Below are 17,757 nucleotides of genomic sequence, written 5' to 3' on the forward strand. Positions count from 1 at the left end.
CTCACTGGACTCGCAACAAGCATGCTGCCCGCACATAAACATACCCTCGAAACACTGCTCGCCGACACGGTGAAGCAGGTCGCGACTGCCTCGCAAGGCGCGACCGAAGCCGCGTTCGTGTCGCCCACCATCACGCTGGAGCGGCCCAAGGTCGCCGCGCACGGCGACGTCGCCTGCAACGTGGCGATGCAACTCGCCAAGCCGCTGCGCGCCAATCCGCGCCAGCTGGCGCAACAGATCGTCGACGCGCTGCTCGCGCAGCCGCAGGCCAAGGGCCTGATCGAAGCGGCTGAAGTGGCGGGCCCGGGCTTCATCAACCTGCGCCTCGCGGCCGCTGCCAAGCAGGCGGTGATCGCCGCCGTGTTCGCTGAAAAAGAGCACTTCGGCCGTTCGCAACGCGACGCCGGCAAGCATGTGCTGATCGAGTTCGTCTCGGCCAACCCGACCGGCCCGCTGCACGTCGGCCACGGCCGCCAGGCCGCGCTCGGCGACGCGCTCTCGAACGTGCTGGCTAGCCAAGGCTGGGACGTGCACCGCGAGTTCTATTACAACGACGCCGGCGTGCAGATCCAGACGCTCGCCCTGTCGACCCAGGCGCGCGCCCGCGGCCTCGCCCCCGGCGACGAAGGCTGGCCGGCTTCGGCGTACAACGGCGAGTACATCGCCGACATCGCGAAGGACTATCTGAACGGCGCCACCGTGGCCGCGAGCGACGGCGAGCCAGTCACCGGCGCGCGCGACGTGGAAGACCTCGAAGCGATCCGCCGCTTCGCCGTGGCGTATCTGCGCCGCGAGCAGGATATGGACTTGCAGGCGTTCGGCGTGAAGTTCGACCAGTACTACCTGGAGTCGTCGCTGTATAAGGAAGGCCGGGTCGAGAAAACCGTCGAGGCGCTGATCGCCGCCGGCAAGACCTACGAGCAGGAAGGCGCGCTGTGGCTGCGCACCACGGACGACGGCGACGACAAAGACCGCGTGATGCGCAAGACCGACGGCACCTACACGTACTTCGTGCCGGACGTCGCCTATCACGTCGCCAAGTGGGAACGCGGCTTTACCAAGGTCATCAACATTCAGGGTTCGGACCACCACGGCACGATCGCGCGGGTGCGCGCCGGCCTGCAGGGTCTCGGCATCGGCATTCCGAAGGGCTATCCCGACTACATCCTGCACAAGATGGTCACCGTCATGCGCAACGGGGAAGAGGTGAAAATCTCCAAGCGCGCCGGCAGCTACGTGACGGTGCGCGACCTGATCGAATGGTCGGGCGGCGCGACGCCGGGCTCGGAAGCCGCCGTCGATCTGATCGACGAGGAAACGATCCGCCGCGGTCGCGACGCCGTGCGCTTCTTCCTGATCTCGCGCAAAGCCGACACGGAATTCGTGTTCGACATCGACCTCGCGTTGAAACAGAACGACGAGAACCCGGTGCATTACGTGCAGTACGCGCATGCACGGATCTGCTCGGTGATCGCCGAATGCAAGGCACGCTACAGCACGGACGAAAGCACGCTGGCGGAGGTCGACGTCGCCCCGCTCACCAGCGAACGCGCGATGGCCCTGCTGAACAAACTCGCCGAATTCCCGGACATGCTGCAACACGCTGCGGACGAACTCGCACCGCACGCGGTCGCGTTCTATCTGCGCGACCTCGCCGGGGAATTCCACTCGTTCTACAATGACCGTGCCGAACGCGTGCTGGTCGACGATGCGGCCGAGCGCAATGCACGCGTGGCGCTGCTCGCGGCCACGCGTCAGGTGCTGGCCAACGGTCTCGCGACGATCGGCGTCTCCGCTCCCGTCAAGATGTAAGTCCTCCGGCGCAACATGCATGCGGCCGTCGTTATAATCGGCGGCCGTTCCAGGATTCTTTTTGCAGGTGATTCATACGATGGCAAAACCACGCCGCACAACAAAGCAATCGAAACAAACCGGGGGGACTTTTCTCGGCATCGTGCTGGGCCTGATCGTTGGCCTTGCGATCGCGGTAGTGGTGGCGCTGTATATCACCCGTGCGCCCACGCCATTCGTCTCGAAGGTGGCGCCGCCCGCGGCGTCCGACGCCGGCGCGAGCCAGCCGCAATACGACCCGAACCGTCCGCTGCAAGGCAAGACGCCGGGGCAGCCGGTGCCGCAAGCCGCGCAACCCGCGCCGCCGAACACGGCGCCGGGCCAGACCAACCCGCAGACGCAGTCGGGCATGCTGGAAGAGCCGCAAATCGTCGAAGTGCCACCGGCTAACGGCAACAGTGGCAATGCGAATGGCACAGCGGTTGCGCCGAAGCCCGCGCAGGACAACGGCAACGGCACGGCCGCCACGCCGGCTAAGAAGCCGCAAGCTTCCAGCGCGCCGGCCGCCACCGCGGCAGGTTCCGCGCCGAAGAGCGGCTCGCCGGCCACCGCCGCCAACGCCAAGCCCGGTTCGGGCGCGGCGCCGGCAGCGGGCGACGCGAACACTGGCTACTTCCTGCAAGTCGGCGCCTATAAGACCGCGGCGGACGCCGAACAGCAGCGTGCGCGTCTCGCCTTCCAGGGCTTCGAATCGAAGGTCACGCAGCGCGACGCCGGCGGCGTCACGTACTACCGCGTGCGTATCGGGCCGTTCTCAAAGTTCGAAGACATGAATTCGAGCCGTCAGCGTCTGTCCGATGCGGGCGTGGATACCGCGGTGATCCGCTTCACGAAGCAATAAGCCAACAAAAAACAAACGGTGATTTGCCGGGACGCGCCGCCGCCGAACTATCGGCGCGCGGCGCGTGTCACAAGCACGAAGGACGGCTGAAACCGTCCGACGCCGAAATCTGAAGACGGTGGCGGGCTTTTGCGTGGCGCCACTGTTTTACGCCTACTTGGGTCAACACAACATGAAAAAACTGCTGAGCATTCTGTTCCTCTCGCTGGGACTCGTTGCCGCCACGGCGCAAGCATCGCCGGCCGCGCCGGTGTCGGGCAAGGACTACACCGTGCTGCCCACGGCGCAGCCGACCGACGTGCCCGCCGGCAAGATCGAAGTCACCGAATTCTTCTGGTACGGCTGCCCGCACTGCAACGAATTCGACCCGTACCTCGAAACGTGGGTGAAGAAGCAAAACCCGGACGTGGTGTTCAAGCGCGTACCGGTCGCCTTCCGCGACGACTTCATTCCGCATTCCAAGATGTATCACGCGCTGGACGCACTCGGCCTCGCCTCGCAGCTCACGCCGAAGGTCTTCAATGAAATCCACGTCAACAAGAACTACCTGCTGACGCCGGAAGATCAGGCCAAATTCCTCGCGAAGAACGGCGTCGATCCAAAGAAATATATGGACGCGTACAACTCGTTCTCGACGCAAAGCGCGCTGCAGAAAGACAAGAAGCTGCTGGAAGACTACAAGATCGACGGCGTGCCGACGCTGGCCGTGCAGGGCAAGTATGAAACCGGCCCGGCCGCGACCAACAGCCTGCCGGGCACGCTCCAGGTGCTGGACTACCTGGTCGCACAAGTCCGCGCCAAGAAGATGTAAAGCAGAGGCGCCGGAATGAGTTCACCGCTGAAGGTTTTCATTACCGGCGCTTCGAGTGGCATCGGCCTCGCGCTCGCCGCCGAATATGCGCGGCGCGGCGCGATTCTCGGCCTCGTTGCCCGCCGCGGCGACGCCCTCGCCGCGTTCCAGCAGTCCCATCCGCAGAACACCGTCTCCATCTATTCCGTTGACGTTCGCGACGCCGAAGCGCTCGCCGACGCGGCCGCGCAGTTCATCGAGCGGCACGGCTTGCCGGACGTCGTGATCGCCAACGCCGGCATCAGCCGCGGCGCGGTCACGGGCCACGGCGATTTGCGCACCTTTCGCGAAGTGATGGATATCAATTACTTCGGCATGGTCGCCACCTTCGAGCCGTTCGCCGCCGCGATGATCGCCGCGAAACGCGGCACGCTGGTGGGTATCGCCAGCGTCGCCAGTGTGCGTGGCTTGCCTGGGTCCGGCGCGTACAGCGCGTCGAAATCGGCGGCGCTCAAGTATCTCGAAGCGTTGCGCGTGGAAATGCGGCCGCATGACGTCGGCGTGGTCACCATCGCGCCCGGCTATATCCGCACGCCCATGACCGAGCACAACCCGTACACCATGCCGTTCCTGATGGACGCCGACCGTTTCGCGGTGAAGGTGGCGCAGGCGATCGAACGTCAAACGGCGTTCGCGGTGTTCCCCTGGCAGATGCGCATCGTGGCCATGCTGCTGCACGTGCTGCCGCGTTGGCTCTACGACCGCGCGTTCGAACGCGCGCCGCGCAAGCCGCGCGCCGCCACAGAAGCCGAGTAAGGCATGCACCCCCGTGCGGTCGATGCAGCCGGCGTCGCGCACGAACCCGCCGGCGCCGCGGCACGCATCGTCTCGCTGGTGCCGAGCATCACCGAACTGCTGTTCGCGCTCCGTCTCGACCGGCAGATTGTCGGCCGCACCGGCTTTTGCGTGCATCCTCACGACAAGGTGCGCGAGGTCCGCAAGGTCGGCGGCACCAAGGCCGTGAAGCTCGACGCCATTCGTGCGTTGCGTCCCACTCATCTGATCGTCAATATCGACGAAAACGAACGCGATACCGTCGAGCAGCTGCGCGAGTTCGTGCCGCATATCGTCGTGACGCATCCGCGGACACCGCGGGACAATCTGGCGCTCTACACGCTGCTGGGCGCGATCTTCGATCGGACGCGGGAAGCGCAGCGCCTGAGCGAAGCGCTCGAAGCCCGGCTAGACGAAGCGGCTGCGCACGCATTCGCGCCGCAAAACGTGCTCTATCTGATCTGGCGCGAGCCGTGGATGACCGTGGCGCGCGACACCTATATCTCCGCGATGCTGCGACTCGTGAACTGGCGCACGCTCCCTGATGTGCAAGGCGGTGCGCAAGGCGCAGGACGTTACCCAACGCTCGATTTCGACACCGCGCCATGGCTTGCCCACGTCGATCGCATCCTGCTCTCCAGTGAGCCGTATCGCTTCACGCAGGCCCATTGCGACACGCTGAAACGCGACGCGCGGCTGGCCGGCAAGCGTATCGAGTTGATCGATGGGGAAATGGTCTCGTGGTACGGCGTGCGTGCGATCGAAGGTATCGCTTATCTGCTGCGGCGCGCAGCGGCGGCATGAGCGTCGACGCCGCGCCGCGAGGCCGGCCAACCTTCCATATGAATATGCGGATTATGTTGTTGTCGGCGCAACCACCCTTCGATAAGCTTTCGCGAAGGCCGGCGCGCATGTGGGCGGCATTGTCCAACCCATGCGCCAGCGCCGGAAACGTATCACAATGAAGACGGCGGCTACGCTGGACGGCCGCCCGTCGCTCTCGTCAACGGAATATAACCACACAACCAGACGCACTGCCTGACTGCGCTTGTTATGGGAGATCCTATGCGCTTCAAACTGCTCGCAGCCGCCGTACTGTTCACGGCGCCCGCGCTCGTGCTCGCCAAACCGCTGACCGTCTGCACCGAGTCGAGCCCCGACGGCTTCGATGTCGTGCAGTTCAATTCGCTCGTCACGACCAATGCGTCGGCCGATGTGATCTTCAACTCGCTGGTCTCGTACGACGAGGCGGCGAAGAAAGTCGTGCCGGCGCTGTCCGACAAGTGGGACGTGAGCGCCGACGGCCTCACTTACACGTTCCATCTGCGCCCGAACGTGCAGTTCCAGACCACCGACTACTTCAAGCCCACCCGGCCGCTCACCGCCGACGACGTCGTCTTCACGTTCGAGCGCATGCTCGACGACAGCAATCCGTGGCACAAGGTGGCGGGCGCGAGCGGCTTCCCGCATGCGCAGTCGATGGGCCTGCCGAAGCTCATCAAGTCCATCAGCAAGGTCGACGACAACACCGTCAAGTTCGAGCTGAACGCGCCCGACGCAACTTTCGTGTCGATCCTGACAATGGGTTTCGCCTCGATCTATTCGGCTGAATATGCCGACCAGTTGCTCAAGGCCGGCAAGCAGGCCGATCTGAATTCGAAACCGATCGGCACGGGTCCGTTCGAGCTGAAGAGCTATACGAAAGACGCCGTGATCCGCTATGACGTGAATCCTGCCTACTGGGGTCCAAAACCGAAGATCGACCGTTTGATCTACGCGATCACGCCGGACGCCACGGTGCGCGCGCAGAAGGTGAAAACCGGCGAATGCCAGATCGCCTTGTCGCCGAAGCCGCAGGATCTCGCCGACGCGAAGGGCGACAAGTCGCTCGCCATCGTGCAGACGCCCGCCTTCATGACGGCGTTCGTCGCGTTGAACACGCAGAAGAAGCCGCTCGACAACCAGAAGGTGCGCGCCGCGCTCAACATGGCGTTCGACCGCACCACGTATCTGAAGACCGTGTTCGACAATACGGCAACGGCGGCCGTGAACCCGTATCCGCCGAACACATGGAGCTACAACAAGTCCGTTAAGGCGTGGCCGTACGACCCGGCAAAGGCGAAGAAACTCCTCGCCGACGCGGGCTATCCGAACGGCTTCGAAACGACGATCTGGGTGCGTCCGAACGGCAGCGTGCTGAACCCGAATCCGAAGGCCGGCGCGGAACTGCTGCAAGCCGACTTCGCGAAGATCGGCGTGAAGGCCGAGGTGAAGGTGATCGAATGGGGTGAGCTGATCAAGGAGGCCAAGCAAGGCCAGCATGATTCGCTATTCATGGGCTGGGCGGGCGACAACGGCGATCCGGACAACTACCTGTCGCCGCTATTCAGTTGCAACGCGGTCAAGTCGGGCATCAACTTCGCGCGCTTCTGCGATCAGGATCTGGACAAACTGATTGCCGACGGCAAGGCGACGCCGGATCAGGCGAAGCGCGCGAAAGCGTACGAACAGGCGCAGCAGGTCATTCACGATCAGGCGCTGTGGATTCCGCTCGGCTATCCCACTGCGGCGGCCATCACGCGCACGAACGTGAGCGGTTATCACGTAAGTCCGTTTGGACGGCAGAACTTCGGGACGGTGTCGGTGCAGTAATCGCTTCTGCGTCTGCAGCGCGCGAGAAAAAGCCCGGTTGCGTAAGCACCGGGCTTTTTCATCTGCACGCCACCGCAATCACGCCGGCGAAAACCGAATCACCCCATCCGCATCCTGCTCACGCTTCAACTCCCCCGCCAGCCACAGCAGATGCAAGTGCGCCAGCGCTTCGCCCATCGCAAACGTCATCTGATGAATGTCGAGCTGACGCTTGAACATGAGCGGCACGATATCCGCAGCGCTTTGCGGTTTTTCCGCGCATGCCTCGCGCACTTCCGCCAGACGCGCATCATGATGCTCACGCAATTGCCGGATACGCGTGCGCACGCCGCGAAACGGCTTGCCATGCGACGGCAGCACCAGCGTCTCTTCCGGCATCGTCTCGTAGCGACCGAGCGACTCCAGATAGAGCGCAAGCGGCGAGCCTTCCGGCTCCATATCGAACACCGACACGTTGGTCGAAATGCGCGGCAGCACCATGTCACCGGAAATCAGCACGCCGGTCTCCTCGCAGAACAACGCGCAGTGTTCGGGCGAATGACCGAAGCCGGTCACCACGCGCCACGTTTTGCCGCCGATCTTCACGCCGTCCGCTTCGCGCAAGCGCCGATACTGGCCAGGAATCGCCGGCACGAGGCTCGAGTAATAGCTCTTGCGATTGCGCAGTTTCTCGAGCGATTCCTCGTCGGTCACACCGTGCCGCGCGAAGTGCCGCGCGGCACCTTCGCCGCCCGCATTCGAACCGTCGCCCGCAGCCATCACGCGGGCCTGCATGTATTCGCCGAGCGTCGTCCACAATCGCACGTCCCAGCGCTTTTTGTCGCCGCCCGCGCAAATCCAGTGTGCAAGGCCAATGTGATCGGGATGGCAATGCGTGACGATCACACGCAGCACCGGCAGGCCGCCGAGCACCGAGTCGAACACCTTTTCCCAGTTCTCCTTGATCGTGTCCGAGGTGATCCCGCAGTCCACCACGGTCCAACCCTGCTGCCCGTCGATCTCGTCGCGTAACAGCCAGAGGTTGATGTGATCCAGCGCGAAGGGCAGCGGCATGCGCAGCCAGAAAACGCCTGGCGAGACTTCCATGGCGTGGCCCGCGTCCGGCAACGCATCGTTGAACGGGTAGTCGAGTTGGTGTTCGAGTGCATTCATTGTGGGTGTCTTCCTCCGTCGGCCGTCCGGCATGGCGAGGTATGCGATGCCGGATAGCGTGGTTGCGGCGTGCTGGCGCCGTACTGCGGCCGTACTGCGCCTGGTTGCGTTCAGCTCAAGTTGACGATAACGTAAACGTTGATTCTATCGTTCAATCCGATTTTCTGCCTGGCCACGGAATGCCCCGATGAACACGCAATACACGATCACCGAGCTCGCGCGGGAATTCGACGTCACGCCGCGCGCGATCCGCTTCTACGAAGATCAGGGTTTACTCTCACCGAGCCGGGAAGGATCGAGCGGCTTGCGGCGCGTGTATTCCGGCCGCGACCGAACGCGTCTGAAGCTCACATTGCGCGGCAAACGGCTCGGCTTCACGTTGTCGGAAATTCGCGATCTGCTGGACGTGTACGAGTCGCCGACCGACACGGTGCCGCAATTGCATGCGTTCCTCGCCACGGTGGCGCGTCATCGCGAAGTGCTGGAGCGTCAACTGGAAGACCTGAACGCGACGCTCGAAGACCTCGCGCAATATGAAACGCAGGCGCGGGCGCTGCTCGCGACCGGCGCACGCGAAACCAAGCCGGCATGAACCACGGCGCGATGCGGCACGGGCCCACCTGGACGATACAAGCCCGGGTGTCTTTACGACATGAGACGGATGCACGGTCGACATGAATCACTTCCCCAAACTGCTGTCGTCGCAAATCGGCTTTGACGTCGCACAGACCATGCTTGAAGGATTCGACCGGCACTACCGGGTCTTTCGCGACGCCGCGATCCACGCCAAGACGCTGTTTGAACAGGCCGACTGGCACGGCCTGCAGAAGCTCGCGCGCGAGCGCATTGCCTCGTACGACGAACGCGTCGAGGAATGCGTCGAACTGCTCGAAGACGAATACGACGCGGAAAATATCGACGACGAAGTCTGGCAGCAGATCAAGCTGCACTACATCGGCCTACTCACCACGCACCGGCAGCCCGAATGCGCGGAGACGTTCTTCAATTCGGTGTGCTGCAAGATCCTGCACCGCTCGTACTTCAACAACGATTTCATTTTCGTGCGCCCGGCCATCTCGACCGAATACATCGAGAACGACGAACCCGCGGCGAAGCCAACTTACCGCGCGTACTATCCCGGCAAAGACGGCCTCGCGGCGACGCTCGAGCGCATTGTCACGAACTTCCAGCTGGAACCGCCGTTTGAAGATCTGACCCGCGACGTCGAATGCCTGATGCAGGCGATCCGCGACGCGTTCGGCGTGTTCGACGAAGCGCCCAATTTCCAGATTCACGTGCTCTCGTCACTGTTTTACCGGAACAAGTCTGCGTATATCGTCGGGCGAATCATCAACGGTGATCTGCTGTTGCCGTTCGCGGTGCCGCTGCGCCATGTGAAGCCGGGCGTACTCGCACTCGACACGGTGCTGCTCAAGCGCGACCAGTTGCTGATCATCTTCAGCTTCTCGCATTCGTATTTCCTGGTGGATATGGAAGTGCCGTCCGCTTACGTCGAGTTTCTCGGCACCATCATGCAGGGGAAACCGAAGGCGGAAATCTACACGTCCGTGGGTTTGCAGAAGCAGGGTAAGAATCTGTTCTATCGCGACCTGCTGCATCACCTGTCGCATTCGAGCGATCAGTTCATCGTCGCACCCGGCATCAAGGGCCTCGTGATGCTGGTGTTCACGCTGCCGTCGTTTCCGTATGTGTTCAAGCTGATCAAGGACAGCTTCCCGCCGCCGAAGGAAACCACGCGCGCGCAGATCAAGGAAAAGTATCAGCTCGTCAAACGGCATGACCGTCTGGGCCGCATGGCCGACACGCTCGAATATTCGAGCGTAGCGTTGCCGGTCTCGCGGCTCGACGAAGCGCTCGTGCGTGAACTCGAAAAGGAAGTGCCGTCGCTGATCGAATACGACGGCGACAGCCTCGTGATTCGCCATATGTATATCGAACGCCGCATGGTGCCGTTGAATCTGTTCCTGCAGAACGGCAACGACGAGGACATCGAGCACGGCATCAAGGAATACGGCAACGCCATCAAGGAACTGATGCAGGCGAACATCTTTCCGGGCGACATGCTGTACAAGAACTTCGGCGTGACACGTCACGGCCGCGTGGTGTTTTACGACTACGATGAAATCGAATATCTGACCGATTGCAACGTGCGCGCGGTGCCGGCGCCGCGTAACGAGGAGGACGAAATGTCGGGCGAGCCGTGGTACTCGGTCGGCCCGCACGACATTTTCCCGGAGACCTACGGCACGTTTCTGCTCGGCGACCCACGCGTGCGCCGCTCCTTCATGCAGCATCACGCGGACTTCTTCGATCCTGCGCTATGGCAACGGCACAAGGATCATCTACTGAAAGGCGAACTGCCCGACTTTTTCCCCTACGACGAAAGCGTGCGCTTCTGCGTGCGCTACCCGGAACGCTTTGCCGATGCGGCCAACTCCGCACAGGACGCACCGGACGCACCGGCCGACGAGCGCAGCGCGCGGGTCGCATGAGGCGCCTGTGCCGCCCGCAGTGTTGATGCCTCGTCCGAACCTTATGTAACGACATCGACCGGTCAACCGGTCGAGCAACCGCCAAGACGCACCATGAACACGAACGCTTCCACTCCTGACAATCCGCTCGCGCATCTGTTCGACAACAACGAAGCGTGGGTCGCCCGCAAGCTGTCCGAAGACCCCGAGTATTTTTCGCGTCTCGCACATCAGCAAACGCCCGAGTATTTGTGGATCGGCTGCTCCGATTCGCGCGTGCCGGCGAACCAGATCATCGGCCTGCCGCCGGGCGAAGTGTTCGTACATAGAAACATCGCTAACGTGGTGGTGCATTCCGATCTGAACTGTCTCTCGGTGATCCAGTTCGCCGTCGATCTGCTGAAGGTCAAGCACATCATGGTGGTCGGCCACTATGGCTGCTCGGGTGTCGGCGCGGCGCTGCACGGCCGCCGCGTGGGTCTCGCGGACAACTGGCTACACCACGTGCAGGACGTGCGCGCCAAGCATGCCGCGCTGATCGAGGAATGGCCGATCGGCGAGGCGCGTCACCGGCGTCTGGTCGAACTGAACGCGATCGAACAGGTGATGAACGTGTGCCGCACCACTATCGTCAACGATGCATGGGCGCGCGGCCAGGCGTTGACGGTACATGCCTGGGCGTACGGCGTGCATGACGGCAAGGTGCGCAATCTCGGCATGACGATCAGCGAGCCGGCCGCGCTCGACGCAACCTATCAGAAGTGTGTCGCGGCCGTGTCGGCAAGTGGCCCACACAAGGCAGACAACGACGTGGTGGCCGCCGATGCGGCTCAGCTCGGCGACGTGCCGGCCATCGTCGAAGGCGTCATCAAGGAGCTTAAACATGAGTGAGACAAACATGACTGAGACAAAGACTGATCCGATCGTTATCGTGGGCGTGGCCCGCACGCCGATGGCGGCCTTCCAGGGCGACTTCGCCACACTGACCGCCCCGCAATTGGGCGCGGTGGCGATTGAAGCGGCCGTGCAGCGCGCGGGCCTGAAACCCGAACAGATCGACGAAGTGGTGATGGGTTGCGTGCTGCCCGCAGGCCTCGGCCAGGCGCCCGCGCGTCAGGCCGCGCTCGGCGCCGGCTTGCCGCTCGCCACCGGCAGCACCACGGTGAACAAGATGTGCGGCTCCGGCATGCGTGCGGCAATGTTCGCGCACGACATGCTCGCGGCCGGCTCCGTCGACGTGATCGTCGCGGGCGGCATGGAAAGCATGACGAATGCGCCGTACCTGCTGCCGAAAGCGCGCGCCGGCATGCGCATGGGGCACGGTCAGGTGATCGACCACATGTTCCACGACGGTCTCGAAGACGCCTACGAAAAAGGCCGTTTGATGGGCACCTTTGCCGAAGAATGCGCGGCCTCGTTCGACTTCACGCGCGAAGCGCAGGACGCGTTCGCCGTCGAGTCGCTCAACCGCGCGAAGCGCGCGAACGAAGACGGTTCGTTCAGCTGGGAAATCGCGCCGGTGAAGGTGCAAAGCCGCAAGGGCGAAGTCACCATCGATCACGACGAACAGCCGTTCAAGGCGAACCTCGACAAGATTCCGACGCTCAAACCCGCGTTCAGCAAAACCGGCACGGTCACAGCGGCGAACTCGTCGTCGATTTCCGACGGCGCGGCCGCGCTCGTCATGATGCGCGAGTCGACGGCGAAGCGCCTCGGCGTGGAGCCGATTGCACGCGTGGTCGGCCACTCGACCTTCGCACAGGAACCGGCGAAGTTCACCACCGCGCCGGTCGGGGCAATTCGCAAGCTGTTCGAGAAGAATGGCTGGCGCGCCGACGAAGTCGATCTGTATGAGGTCAACGAAGCATTTGCCGTCGTGACCATGGCAGCCATGAAGGAACACCATCTGCCGCACGAAAAGGTCAACGTGAACGGCGGCGCCTGTGCGCTCGGCCATCCGATCGGCGCGTCGGGCGCGCGCATTCTCGTCACGCTGATCGGCGCGCTCAAGCAACGCGGCGGCAAGCGCGGCGTCGCGACGCTGTGCATCGGCGGCGGCGAAGCGACGGCCATGGGTATCGAACTCGTGTAACGCGATTCGGGGCGTTTTGACAGCTTGGAGTATTCGATGAAAACAGTGTTGATCGTCGGTGCGTCGCGTGGCATCGGCCAGGAGTTTGTGCGGCAGTACAAAAAGAGCGGCTGGCGCGTGCTCGCCACCGCGCGTGACGGCGCCGCGCTCGACGCGTTGAATGAACTCGGCGTCCAAACGTTCTCGCTCGACGTGAGCGCGCCAGAGGAAATCGCCGCGCTCGGCTGGAAGCTCGACGGTGAACGGCTCGATGCGGCGATCGTGGTGGCGGGCGTCTACGGCCCGCGCACGGAAGGCATCGAGACGATCACCGCCGAAGACTTCGACCACGTCATGCACACCAATGTGCGCGGACCGATGCAATTGATGCCGATCCTGCTGCCGCTCGTCGAAGAGGCCAGCGGCGTATTCGCGGTGATTTCGAGCAAGATGGGCAGCATTGGCGACGCGAGCGGCACGACCGGCTGGCTGTATCGCGCGAGCAAGGCGGCGCTGAACGACGCGCTGAAACTCGCATCGCTGGACGCTCGGCGCGCCACGTGTATTTCGCTGCATCCTGGCTGGGTGCAAACCGACATGGGCGGCGCCCAGGCGGCGATCGATCCCGCGCGCAGCGTGACCGGCATGCGTGATGTGCTGGCGCAGGCCGCGGGTGCGCGCGAAGCGTTCAACGGCCGCTTCTATCAATACGACGGGACACCGCTCGACTGGTGAGCAACTACTTGAACGGGATCACTTATGGTGCTTGATCAGGATCACCTGATGGTCCGCGACGCGCTGCGCACGTTCGTACGCGAAGCGATCACGCCGCATGCGGCGGCATGGGACCGCGAACGCACGTTTCCGCAGGACGTGCATCGGCAACTGGCGGAACTCGGCGCGTATGGCGTGCTCGTGCCCGAAACGTACGGCGGCGCCGGCATGGACGCGCTTGCGCTCGCGCTGATACTTGAAGAAATCGCAGCCGGCGACGGCGGCACTTCGACGGCGATCTCCGTCAACAACTGCCCCGTGTGCAGCATTCTGCTCACCTACGGCAACGACGCGCAGAAACGCGACTGGCTGACGCCGCTCGCGCGCGGCGACATGCTCGGCGCGTTTTGCCTGACCGAACCGCAAGCCGGTTCCGACGCCTCCGCGCTGCGCACCACCGCGACCCGCGACGGTGACGTGTATGTGTTGAACGGCGTCAAACAGTTCATCACGAGTGGCAAGAACGGCAACGTCGCGATCGTCATGGCCGTGACGGACAAAGCCGCGGGCAAACGCGGCATCAGCGCGTTTATCGTGCCGACCGATACGAAGGGTTACGTCGTCGCGCGGGTTGAAGACAAGCTCGGCCAGCATTCGTCGGACACCGCGCAGATCATTTTCGAGGATTGCCGCGTGCCGGCCGCGAACCTGATCGGCGCGGAAGGCGAAGGCTACCGGATCGCGCTGTCAGGGCTCGAAGGCGGCCGTATCGGCATCGCCGCGCAAAGCGTCGGCATGGCGCGCGCCGCGTTCGAGGCGGCGCTGAGTTATGCGAAGGAGCGCGAGAGCTTCGGCGTGCCGCTCTTTTCGCACCAGGCCGTGCAATTCCGCCTCGCCGACATGGCGACGCAACTCGAAGCGGCGCGCCAGTTGATCTGGCACGCCGCCTCGTTGAAAGACGCCGGCCAGCCGTGCCTTACTGAAGCCGCTATGGCCAAACTGTTTGCCTCCGAAGCCGCCGAGCTCATCTGTTCGGCCGCCTTACAGATTCATGGCGGCTACGGCTATCTGAGCGACTTCCCGGTCGAGCGGATTTACCGCGACGTGCGCGTTTGCCAGATCTACGAGGGCACCAGCGACATCCAGAAAATTTTGATCGCACGCGGTCTTGGCTGAAAGACTGATGAATAAGCAATTGTTGCCGTTACAACGACCTGCTGATTGTCCCTGTGGCGGCGCCGCGCCCGATCAACGCAACGGCGCCAAGGCGCCCCGCTTCGCGCAATGCTGCGGCCGCTATATCGACGGCGGCGAAGCGGCGCCACGGGCCCTTGAATTGATGCGCTCGCGCTACAGCGCCTATGTGGTCGGTGCGACGGATTATCTGCGCGCAACCTGGGCGCCGCACACCTGCCCCGCCGATCTCGACGCGGATCCCGCTTCGCCCGACGCGCCACGGTGGCTCGGACTGCAGATCAAGGCGTTTGCTGAAACCGACGCTCATCACGCGACCGTCGAATTCGTCGCGCGGTACAAGGTGGGCGGCCGCGCGCATCGGCTTCATGAACTGAGCCGTTTCGTTCGCGACGAAGACGGTCGCTGGCGTTACGTGGATGGCGACGTGAACGAATAACCTTCCCGACCCTTACACGACGCCGCAGCGTCCTTACGCCGCGATCACATATGGCCCCGATAGCGGGGCCATTTTTTCGTGTTGGCTCCATGCCACAACGCCCGCGCCGCGCCTGATTGCTTCGTTGCACCAAACACCCGCGAGGCCCGCACGACCGGCCCGAGGTGGCCGATCGACGCGCGGCAAATTTTGCGTCGCGGGTTCTCCTTGATTGCACAAAACAAAATTGTCGTGCCAGGATGAGGCCGTAGCTTCATGACGTCACGTTGCGAGAGCCGGTCCATACCACTCCGCAAATTGCGCAGGGCGCCCTGCCGGGCACCAGAGAGTATGGTTCCGGCGGCGGTTTCAGGCAGCAGGCGTGACGCTCATCATCGGCGCGTGGGGTCGCGTCGGCCGTTTGGGTTCATCCCGTGCGATCTCGATTAGCGTGCGTGCGCCTTTGGCGCACTCCGTGCGCGAGTGTGCTTTTGTTTGTCGAAAGGCCAGCCGAAAGGTAAATGTCAGTAATGGCTTTCGATAAACGGGCATCACGGTGTTCAGGGCAGGTTTTTGAGGCAGGTGCGTCAATGGTGTTCAGCAAGGTTCTGACGAAGTGTGCGGTGATCTGTGCAGCGGCCACGTGCGCTGTCGCACTCGCGCACGCCGACCCGCTCGCCGACATTCAGGCTGGACCGCTGACACGCGCGCACGTGCCGCGTATTGCGCTCGACGACGATGTCTATCTGCCCAGCGCAGGTCTGAACGAACAGATCATCCGCGTACCGGTCGACGCAGCCGGCACGATTACCCTCGAAACGACGATCTACAAACCGGACGGCGCAGGCCCGTTTCCGATGATCGTTTTCAACCACGGCAAGATTCCCGGCGATCCGCGCACGCAGGAACGCAGCGACCCGCTGCCGTTCGCGCGCGAATTCGTGCGCCGTGGTTATGTGGTGGTGGCGCCGAACCGTCAGGGTTTCGGCCATTCGGACGGCGCTTATCAACAGGACGGCTGCGACGTCGAAAAGAACGGCATCAGCCAGGCCGGCGACGTCGCCGCGACGGTCGATTTCATGTCGAAGCAACCTTACGTGGACGCCACGCACATCGTCGTGGCCGGCACCTCGCACGGCGGCCTTGCGACGATTGCCTACGGTACGGAAGCGGCGCCCGGCGTGCGCGCGCTGATCAATTTCTCGGGCGGCTTGCGGCAGGATGCTTGCAGCGACTGGCAGGGCAACCTGACGCGCGCCTTCGGCGCTTACGGCGAGAAGACCAAGGTGCCGTCGCTGTGGATGTACGGCGATAACGATTCGGTCTGGAATGCGCCGCTGGTGGCGGGCATGTATGCCGCGTTCGGTGCGCACGGCGCGAGCGCGAAGATGGTGGATTTCGGCAACTACAAGAACGATGCGCACCGGCTGGTCGGCGACCGCGATGGCGTGCATGTGTGGTGGCCTGCCGTGGAAGCGTTCCTTGCGCGAGTGGGAATGCCGACTGGTGTGCAGTATCGTGTGTCGGATCCTTCCATGCCGAAGGCGAGCGGGTTTGCCGCTGTCGATGCGGTCGATGCCGTGCCGTTTGTCGACGAGGCCGGGCGCAATGGGTATCGGAATTTCCTGCATCAGTTTCCTAGCCGGGCGTTTGCTGTGTCTGATACTGGGGCTTGGTCGTGGGCTGAGGGTGGCGATGATCCTATGTCGGTTGCCGTGGCCAATTGTCAGAAGCAGAGTTCGGCGCCTTGCCGGTTGTATGCGGTGAATAATGCGGTTGTTTGGGGGGATCAGTCTTCGCAGACGGCTGATGGTGGGGCTGGGGGTAGTGCTGATGCGCGGCGGGCTATTGCTAGTCGGGAGTGAGTGGTTTTTTTGCCTGATCGGCGGTATTTTTTTTTGGTTGCTTCACTCGGGTGTTGGCCTTTCCTTGATTTGTTTGTGGTCTATTGGCGTTGCCCCTGTGGGGGGCGGCACCTACTTTCTTTGCCGCGGCAAAGAAAGTAGGCAAAGAAAGCCGCTTTGCACCGCCAGCTCATAAGCGGGCTCCCCGCACAGCCACGGTAGCGGCCCATCTGGAATCCGTGCCCTCGCACATTCAGCGCTTGTGACACAGCAGTCATTCTTCCAGCGGCGCTGCGCGCGCCGTGGCGGTACTTCATTACAACCATCGGTCGTTTGTAGGTCAGCGGGATTTTCTAATCGCCTGTCTTTTTTTTTCAGGCCAGCTCGACTTCACATCGCAGGCCCCTTCTGGCATCAGCAGTATTTCTAAAGCCGCTGCCTTTCTTACCCCGGCAGTATTTCTAATGCCGCGACTCGACTCTTACGCCGGCAGTATCTCTAATGCCGCGACTCGGCTCTTACACCGGCTGCATTTCTAATGCCGCGGCTCGGCTCTTACGCCGGCAGTACTTCTAATCCTGCGGCTCGCTACATGTATCGGCCGGGCTTCCAAAAATTCCGCTCGCTTCTTGCGCCGGTCCCATTGGCGCCACGCCGAGGCGAAGCCGACGGCTCCCGCCGCACCCGACCGCAGCCTCTGGTTTCAGGCTGACCGTTCTGGCGAGCGCGCAGCGCGAAGCAGGAAGTATGACGGCCTTGTCACGAAGGCCGAATGTGCGAGGGCACGGATTCCAGATGGACCACTACCGTGGCTGCGCGGGGGCCCCGCTTATGGGCTGGCGGTTCAAAGCGGCTTTCTTTGCCTACTTTCTTTGCCGCGGCAAAGAAAGTAGGTGCCGCCCCG

The 17,757-nt window shown here is 63.1% G+C and carries 15 protein-coding genes; 14 read left to right on the forward strand and 1 reads right to left on the reverse strand.

Annotated elements, in window-relative coordinates; genetic code table 11:
* The first annotated feature begins 21 nt into the window (after positions 1 to 21).
* From argS to AC57B1_RS02725, 6 genes are all read left to right on the forward strand, one after another.
* The gene (gene argS / locus AC57B1_RS02700; protein ID WP_091796934.1) at positions 22 to 1,812 is read left to right on the forward strand and encodes an arginine--tRNA ligase; all 1,791 of its coding nucleotides are present in this window, start codon (positions 22 to 24) and stop codon (positions 1,810 to 1,812) included.
* 61 nt (positions 1,813 to 1,873) lie between these two features.
* Complete coding sequence (locus tag AC57B1_RS02705; RefSeq protein WP_496416476.1) at positions 1,874 to 2,692, forward strand: SPOR domain-containing protein; 819 nt, start codon at positions 1,874 to 1,876, stop codon at positions 2,690 to 2,692.
* A 172-nt stretch (positions 2,693 to 2,864) separates the two neighbouring features.
* Entirely contained in the window at positions 2,865 to 3,503 is a 639-nt protein-coding gene (locus AC57B1_RS02710; RefSeq protein ID WP_091800849.1) for a thiol:disulfide interchange protein DsbA/DsbL, read from the forward strand.
* Positions 3,504 to 3,518: 15 nt separating this feature from the next.
* Complete coding sequence (locus AC57B1_RS02715) at positions 3,519 to 4,298, forward strand: SDR family oxidoreductase (RefSeq protein WP_091796938.1); 780 nt, start codon at positions 3,519 to 3,521, stop codon at positions 4,296 to 4,298.
* 3 nt (positions 4,299 to 4,301) lie between these two features.
* Positions 4,302 to 5,120: a cobalamin-binding protein gene (locus AC57B1_RS02720; RefSeq protein ID WP_496416477.1), complete on the forward strand. Its 819-nt coding sequence runs from the start codon at positions 4,302 to 4,304 to the stop codon at positions 5,118 to 5,120.
* A 261-nt stretch (positions 5,121 to 5,381) separates the two neighbouring features.
* Positions 5,382 to 6,968, forward strand: coding sequence for an ABC transporter substrate-binding protein (locus AC57B1_RS02725; RefSeq protein WP_496416478.1), 1,587 nt, complete (start codon positions 5,382 to 5,384; stop codon positions 6,966 to 6,968).
* A 78-nt stretch (positions 6,969 to 7,046) separates the two neighbouring features.
* On the opposite strand, the gene AC57B1_RS02730 is transcribed toward AC57B1_RS02725, so the two are convergent.
* Positions 7,047 to 8,120 carry an MBL fold metallo-hydrolase gene (locus AC57B1_RS02730; protein WP_496416479.1) on the reverse strand — a complete coding sequence of 358 codons (1,074 nt, stop codon included), beginning with the start codon at positions 8,118 to 8,120 and terminating at the stop codon, positions 7,047 to 7,049.
* 187 nt (positions 8,121 to 8,307) lie between these two features.
* On the opposite strand from AC57B1_RS02730, the gene AC57B1_RS02735 reads away from it, so the two are divergent.
* From AC57B1_RS02735 to AC57B1_RS02770, 8 genes are all read left to right on the forward strand, one after another.
* Entirely contained in the window at positions 8,308 to 8,712 is a 405-nt protein-coding gene (locus tag AC57B1_RS02735) for a MerR family transcriptional regulator (RefSeq protein WP_496416480.1), read from the forward strand.
* Between the two features lie 82 nt (positions 8,713 to 8,794).
* Positions 8,795 to 10,633, forward strand: coding sequence for a bifunctional isocitrate dehydrogenase kinase/phosphatase (gene aceK, locus AC57B1_RS02740; RefSeq protein ID WP_496416481.1), 1,839 nt, complete (start codon positions 8,795 to 8,797; stop codon positions 10,631 to 10,633).
* Between the two features lie 93 nt (positions 10,634 to 10,726).
* Positions 10,727 to 11,503, forward strand: a complete 777-nt coding sequence (can, locus tag AC57B1_RS02745; RefSeq protein ID WP_408184475.1) for a carbonate dehydratase — start codon at positions 10,727 to 10,729, stop codon at positions 11,501 to 11,503.
* Complete coding sequence (locus AC57B1_RS02750; protein WP_496416482.1) at positions 11,496 to 12,704, forward strand: acetyl-CoA C-acetyltransferase; 1,209 nt, start codon at positions 11,496 to 11,498, stop codon at positions 12,702 to 12,704. The genes can and AC57B1_RS02750 overlap by 8 nt, the downstream gene beginning before the upstream one ends.
* A gap of 36 nt (positions 12,705 to 12,740) precedes the next feature.
* Positions 12,741 to 13,418 carry an SDR family oxidoreductase gene (locus AC57B1_RS02755; RefSeq protein WP_496416483.1) on the forward strand — a complete coding sequence of 226 codons (678 nt, stop codon included), beginning with the start codon at positions 12,741 to 12,743 and terminating at the stop codon, positions 13,416 to 13,418.
* Positions 13,419 to 13,442: 24 nt separating this feature from the next.
* Positions 13,443 to 14,573, forward strand: coding sequence for an acyl-CoA dehydrogenase family protein (locus AC57B1_RS02760; RefSeq protein WP_496416484.1), 1,131 nt, complete (start codon positions 13,443 to 13,445; stop codon positions 14,571 to 14,573).
* A 7-nt stretch (positions 14,574 to 14,580) separates the two neighbouring features.
* The gene (locus AC57B1_RS02765) at positions 14,581 to 15,030 is read left to right on the forward strand and encodes a YchJ family protein (RefSeq protein ID WP_496416485.1); all 450 of its coding nucleotides are present in this window, start codon (positions 14,581 to 14,583) and stop codon (positions 15,028 to 15,030) included.
* A 569-nt stretch (positions 15,031 to 15,599) separates the two neighbouring features.
* Positions 15,600 to 16,874, forward strand: a complete 1,275-nt coding sequence (locus tag AC57B1_RS02770) for a dienelactone hydrolase family protein (protein ID WP_496416486.1) — start codon at positions 15,600 to 15,602, stop codon at positions 16,872 to 16,874.
* Positions 16,875 to 17,757: the final 883 nt, after the last annotated feature.

It is taken from the genome of Paraburkholderia sp. BGA-UO-ETr-F21, from assembly GCF_059567925.1.